This is a genomic window from Kitasatospora sp. NPDC059817, assembly GCF_042731835.1.
GTDB lineage: Bacteria > Actinomycetota > Actinomycetes > Streptomycetales > Streptomycetaceae > Kitasatospora.
Genome location: NZ_JBHWIR010000040.1, coordinates 42,445 through 48,616 on the forward strand (window position 1 = coordinate 42,445; position 6,172 = coordinate 48,616).

3 protein-coding genes and 1 pseudogene are annotated in these 6,172 nt (G+C 76.3%); 2 read left to right on the plus strand and 2 right to left on the minus strand.

Going from position 1 to position 6,172, the window contains the following annotated elements:
• Positions 1–78 precede the first annotated feature (78 nt).
• Positions 79–1,356, plus strand: a complete 1,278-nt coding sequence (gene cobA, locus ACFV61_RS11805) for a uroporphyrinogen-III C-methyltransferase (RefSeq protein ID WP_380491362.1) — start codon at positions 79–81, stop codon at positions 1,354–1,356.
• A gap of 81 nt (positions 1,357–1,437) precedes the next feature.
• Here cobA and ACFV61_RS11810 read toward each other — a convergent pair whose 3' ends face one another.
• Complete coding sequence (locus ACFV61_RS11810; protein ID WP_380491364.1) at positions 1,438–4,041, minus strand: SpoIIE family protein phosphatase; 2,604 nt, start codon at positions 4,039–4,041, stop codon at positions 1,438–1,440.
• 238 nt (positions 4,042–4,279) lie between these two features.
• On the opposite strand from ACFV61_RS11810, the gene ACFV61_RS11815 reads away from it, so the two are divergent.
• Positions 4,280–5,092, plus strand: coding sequence for a TrmH family RNA methyltransferase (locus tag ACFV61_RS11815; protein ID WP_380345286.1), 813 nt, complete (start codon positions 4,280–4,282; stop codon positions 5,090–5,092).
• Between the two features lie 102 nt (positions 5,093–5,194).
• Here the strand turns inward: ACFV61_RS11815 and ACFV61_RS11820 are convergent.
• Positions 5,195–6,172: pseudogene (locus ACFV61_RS11820) on the minus strand (hypothetical protein); the annotation flags it as partial.

A 6,172-nucleotide genomic window follows, 5' to 3' on the forward strand; every position in this document is an offset into this window, starting at 1 on the left:
GAGGGCGCGCCGGTCCGCGGAGCGGCGTCACGCCGCACCCGCACCCCCGACCCTCACCCCCGATCAGGAGCACCGCCGATGACCGCGCCCACCCCGCACCCCAGCACCGAAGGCCGTACCCCGTACCCGGTCGGCCTGCTGCTCGCCGGCCGCCGCGTGGTCGTGGTCGGCGGCGGCCAGGTCGCGCAGCGCCGGCTCCCCGCGCTGATCGCCACCGGTGCGGAGCTGCACCTGATATCGCCGGCCACCACCCCGGCCGTGCAGGCGATGGCCGACGCGGGCGAGCTCACCTGGCACGCCCGCCCGTACCGGGACGGCGACCTGGCCGGCGCCTGGTACGCCCTGGTCGCCACCGACGACCCGGCGGTCAACGGTGCCGTCAGTGCCGAGGCCGAGCGCGAGCGGGTGTTCTGCGCCCGCAGCGACGACGCCTCCGCCGCCACCGCCTGGACCCCGGCCAGCGGCCGCGACGCGGGTGCCACCGTCGCGGTCCTCACCGGTGACCCGCGCCACTCCGCGGCTCTGCGCGACGCCATCGTGGACGGCCTGCGGGACGGCTCGCTGGCTGTCCGCCAGTTCCGCGCGCACGGCGTCGGCGGCGCCTCGGGCCAGCCGGGCCAGGGGAGCGTCGCCCTGGTCGGCGGCGGCCCGGGCGACCCGGACCTGATCACCGTGCGCGGCCGCCGCCTGCTGGCCGACGCCGACGTGGTGGTCGCCGACCGCCTCGCCCCGCGCGAGCTGCTCGCCGAACTGCCCGAGCACGTCGAGGTGATCGACGCTTCCAAGATCCCTTACGGCCGGTTCATGGCCCAGGAGGCGATCAACCGGACGCTGATCGAGCACGCCAGGGCCGGCAAGTTCGTGGTCCGGCTCAAGGGCGGCGACCCGTACGTCTTCGGGCGCGGCGGCGAGGAGCTGCTCGCCTGCGCCGAGGCCGGACTGCCGGTCACCGTCGTCCCGGGCATCTCCAGCTCGATCAGCGTCCCGGCGGCGGCCGGCGTCCCGGTCACCCACCGGGGCATGACGCACGAGTTCACCGTGATCTCCGGTCACGTCGGCCCGGACGACGAGCGCTCGCTCACCAACTGGGAGGCCGCCGCGAAGATGCGCGGCACCCTGGTGCTGCTGATGGCCGTGGACAAGATCGGCGCGATCGCCGCGAAGCTCGTCGAGCACGGCCGCCCGGGCGACACCCCGGTCGCGATCGTCCAGGAGGGCACCACCGCCGCCCAGCGCCGGGTGGACGCCACCCTGGCCACCGTCGCCGCGACCGTCGAGGCCGAGCGGATCAAGCCGCCGGCCGTGATCGTCGTCGGCGACGTGGTCAACGTCCTGGCGGCCGCCTTCCAGCGCTGAGTGCCCGGAGTGGGAAGTCGGGCCCCTCGACTTCCCACTCCGACTTCCCCCTCTGGCCGGCCACTCGGCCACTCCGACCGGCTACTCCAGCGGCTGCTCCGTCCAGATCACCTTCCCCGTCGCCGTGTAGCGCGTCCCCCAGCGGTCCGCGAACTGCGCGACCAGGAACAGCCCGCGCCCGCCCTCGTCCGTGGTCGCCGCGTACCGCAGGTGCGGCGAGGTGCTGCTGCCGTCCGACACCTCGCAGATCAGCGCCCGGTCCCGCAGCAGCCGCACCCGGATCGGCCCGGTGCCGTACCGGATGGCGTTGGTCACCAGCTCGCTCAGGATCAGCTCGGTGACGAACGCCGCCTCGTCCAGCCCCCAGGCCGCCAGCCGCTGCGCGACCTCGGCCCGGACGGCGCCCACCGCCGCCGGTTCGGGCGGCACCTCCCACTCCGCGACCTGGTCCGGCGCCAGCACCCTGGTCCGTGCCACCAGCAGCGCGATGTCGTCCAGCGGACGCTCCGGCAGCATCGCCCCGAGCACGTCCGCGCAGGTCTGCTCCGGTGTGCGCGGCGGCCCGGTCAGCGCCGCCCGCAGCAGTTCGAGCCCCTCACCGATGTCGCGCTCGCGGTCCTCCACCAGCCCGTCGGTGTACAGCACCAGACGGCTGCCCTCCGCGAGGTCCAGCTCGACGTTCTCGAACGGCAGCACCGCCAGCCCCAGCGGCGGCCCGGTCGCCAGCTCCGGGAACACCACCCGTCCGTCCGGGCCCACCACGGCGGGCGGCGGATGGCCGGCGCTGGCCAGCGTGCACCGCCGCGCCACCGGGTCGTAGATCGCGTACAGGCAGGTCGCCCCGGTCAGGGCCGCGCTCTCGCCGCTCCCGGCCTCGTCCTGGTCGATCCGGTTCACCAGGTCGTCCAGGTGCCCCAGCAGCTCGTCCGGCGGCAGGTCCAGTGTCGAGAAGTTGTGGATCGCCGTCCGCAGCCGGCCCATCGTCGCCGCCGCGTGCAGGCCGTGCCCCACCACGTCCCCGACGACCAGGGCCACCCGCGCGCCCGGCAGTGGGATCACGTCGAACCAGTCGCCGCCCACCCCGGCCTGGGCCGGCAGGTAGCGGTGCGCGACGTCCAGCGCGCTCTGCGGCGGCAGGTTGCGCGGCAGCAGGCTGTGCTGGAGCGTCACCGCCATCGCGTGCTCCCGGGTGTAGCGGCGCGCGTTGTCGATGCACACCGCCGCGTGCGCCACCAGCTCCTCGGCCAGCACCAGGTCGTCCGCCTCGAACGCCTCCGAGCGGTCCGCCCGCCAGAACCGGGCCACCCCCAGCAGCACCCCGCGCGCCCGCAGCGGCACCCGCACCATCGAGTGCACCCCGTACGCCAGCACCCGGGCCGACCGCTCCGGATCCTGCTCCCGCCACCTAGGGGCCTGGGCCAGCCAGGGCTCCAGCCCCGACTCCCCGCTGTGCAGCGCCCCGGCCAGCGGGGTGGCCGGCACCACGTCCAGCACCGTGTCCACCGGGTAGAACGGGGCGTCGTCCCGGATCCCGGCGAGCGCGACGCGGCGCATCCGCCCAAGCGAGGTGCCCGGCGGCGGCTCCTCGCCCGTCAGCACCTGGTCCGCCAGGTCCACCGTGACGAAGTCCGCGAACCGGGGCACCGCGACCTGCGCCAGCTCCTCCGCCGTCCGCGTCACGTCCAGCGAGCTGCCCACCGTCACCCCGGCGTCGTACAGCAGCCGCAGCCGCCGCTGCGCGCCCTCGGCCCGGCCGGACAGCGCCAGCAGCTCGGTGGAGTCACGCAGCGTGGCGACGCAGCCCGGCGGGCCGCCCACCTGGTCGGTCAGCCGGACGTTCACCGCCAGCAGCCGCTCCCCGGCCAGCACCACCTCGTCCGTCACCGGGCGCTGGGCGGTCAGCAGCTCCTCGGGCGCGGGTTCCAGGCCCAGCTCGGTCACCGGCCGGCCCTCGGCGTCCGGCGGCAGGTCCAGCAGCCGCCGCGCCTCGTCGTTGCAGAGCAGCAGCCGACCGTCCGCGCCGACGATCATGACGCCCTCGCGCACCGCGTGCAGCACGGCCGCGTGGTGCTCGTACATCCGGGTCATCTCCGCCGGGCCCAGCCCGTGGGTCTGGCGCCGCAGCCGCCGGCTGATCAGCGCCGTGCCGAGGGTGGCCAGCCCGACCGCGCCCGCGGCGGCGCCCAGCACCACCGGCAGCTGCCGCTCGCTCGCGCTGCTGACGCTGCGCACCGTGACGCCAGCCGAGACCAGCCCGGCCACCGAGCCGTCCGGCGCGTACACCGGGACCACCGCCTGGACCAGCGGGCCGAGCGAGTCGGTGACGCGCTCGGTCACCACCTGCCCGTGCACCGCGGGCAGGTAGGTGCCGACGAACTTGTGGCCGATCAGGGCCGGGTCGGGGTGGGTGTAGCGGATGCCGTCGTCGTTCAGCACGACGATGAAGCCGACGCCCGACGACATCCGCGCGGCCTCCGCCTTGGGCTGCAGGACCGCGGTCGGGTCGGGGGAGCGCAGCGCGTCGACGATGCCCGGCGAGTTGGCGAAGGTCTGTGCGACCGCCACCGACCGGTTGCGGGCCTCGTGGTCGGCGTCGGTGCGCGACTGCACCACCAGCGCCACCGCGGCCGCCGCCACCAGCAGCAGGACGACGAGGACCTGCAGCGCGAACACCTGCCCGGCCACCGACCGGTGCCGTACGGGCCACGGCCGCTTCGCGCGTGGCAGCTGTAGCCGACCGTTTGGGCGCCCACCGGAGGAGCCGGCGGAACCAGTAGCACCAGAGGCCGACGGAGCCCAGGATCGGCCCGGAAAACGGGCCATACGGCCATGTTTGCACCATGGCTGGCACAGGGCCAAGGCCAGCCCGCCCCGCGGCTTGGGCCGTTTGGCCTTCCCCGCCCCGCCTTGGCAAGATCGCAGGGTGTCCGAACCCAGCACCATCACCGACCCCGCCGACCCCCGCCTCGGCGACTACACCGGCCTCACCGACGTCGAACTGCGCCGTCGGCGCGAACCCGCCGAAGGCCTGTTCATCGCGGAGGGGGAGAAGGTCATCCGCCGCGCCCTCGCCGCCGGCTACCGGATGCGGTCGATGCTGCTGACCTCCAAGTGGCTGGAGGTGATGGCCGACGTCATCGCCGAGGCGGACGCCCCCGTCCACGTCGTCGAGCCGGGGCTCGCCGAAGCCGTCACCGGCTACCACGTCCACCGCGGCGCGCTCGCCTCGATGGAACGCAAGCCGCTGCCGCAGGCCGCGGACCTGCTCGCCGGCGCCCGCCGGGTCGCCGTCCTGGAAGGCCTGGTCGACCACACCAACCTCGGCGCGATCTTCCGCAGCGCCGCCGCCCTCGGCATGGACGCCGTCCTGCTCTCGCCCGACTGCGCCGACCCGCTGTACCGGCGCGCCGTGAAGGTCTCCATGGGCGCCGTCTTCGCGGTGCCCTACGCCCGGCTCGACCCCTGGCCGGCCGCCCTGGAGACCGTCCGCACCGCAGGGTTCACCCTGCTGGCCCTGACCCCCGCCGACGGCGCCGTCGACCTCGCCGGCCTCGCCCCGCACCGCCTCCCCAAGGCGGCCCTGATGCTCGGGGCCGAAGGCGACGGCCTGACCGGACCCGCTCTCGCCGCCGCCGACCACGCCGTCCGTATCCCGATGGCCCACGGCATCGACTCCCTCAACGTCGGCGCCGCCGCCGCCGTCTCCTTCTACGCCGTCACCGCCCCCACCGCCTGACGGGGACGTCGGCCTCCCCTCTCACGCCGGAGGAGCCCCCACGTAGAAAGCGGGAAGCAGGAAGTCGGCTAGGCCGACTTCCTGTGCCGCGCCCTCCCGTGCTCAGCCCGCCGCAGCGGTGGGCGGAGCCGGGGCGGCGGCCGGGGGCTGGGTGGCGGGGCCGGAGGCGCCGGGCCAGGACTCGTCCAGGGTGCCGTCGGTACGGACGGTGTAGCGGGTGGAGGTGGTCGCGCCGGTCGCGGCGACCCGCTCCTCGCGGACGACCGTCCCGCCGTCGAGCCGCCAGGTGGCCGTCGCCTGCGGGTCGGCCGCCGAGGTGCGGGAGGTGGCGGCGACCGGGGTGTCCCCGATGAAGGAGAAGAGCTGGACGAGGTCGACCGGCACCGAGCCCTCGGCCCGCCGCAGGACGACGACCGCAGCCGGGGCGCCCTTGTACCGGGCGGGCAGCACGGAGCTGAGCACGACCTGCGGGCCGGCCCCGACCGACCGGCCGTCCCGGAGCGCGATGCCGGGCCCGCCGGTCCCGTCGGGGTAGCTGCGGTTGGGCCAGTCCACCACCGGCCCCGATCCGTACGGGGGCGCCAACGGGCTGTCGCCCGTGCCGCCGTGTGCGGCCGCAGCGGCGGCGGGCGGGGTGGCCGGAGGCTGGGCGGCGGGGGGTTGGGTGCCGGGGGCTGCGGCGGCCCCGTCCACCGAGGTCCCCGGCACGGCCTGCGCGCCGCCTGCGGCGGGCGCACTGGCGGTGGACCCGCTGGAAGGCCGCAGGCCCTGCTTGCTGCGGTTCTCGCACCCCTGGGCGGCCGCGATGGCCAGCGCGACGCCGAGCGTCACGGTGACGAAGACCACGAGCCGCTGCCGCAGCAGCCGCTGCCGCGCGTTGCCGGGCCGCCCGCCGGGGGCGGGGGTGTGCTGGCGGTCCCGGGGGTGCCCGCGGTCGCGGGTGCCGGGCCGGCCGGGGGGCGGGGTGTGCGGCCGCTCCCGCAGCGGGCGGGTCACCGGTGTGGCCTCGGGCCGGGGGAGCGGGGCGGTGGCCGCCTGCGAGCGCCGGGCCGCGGCTGCGGCGGCGGCCCGGGACCGTGC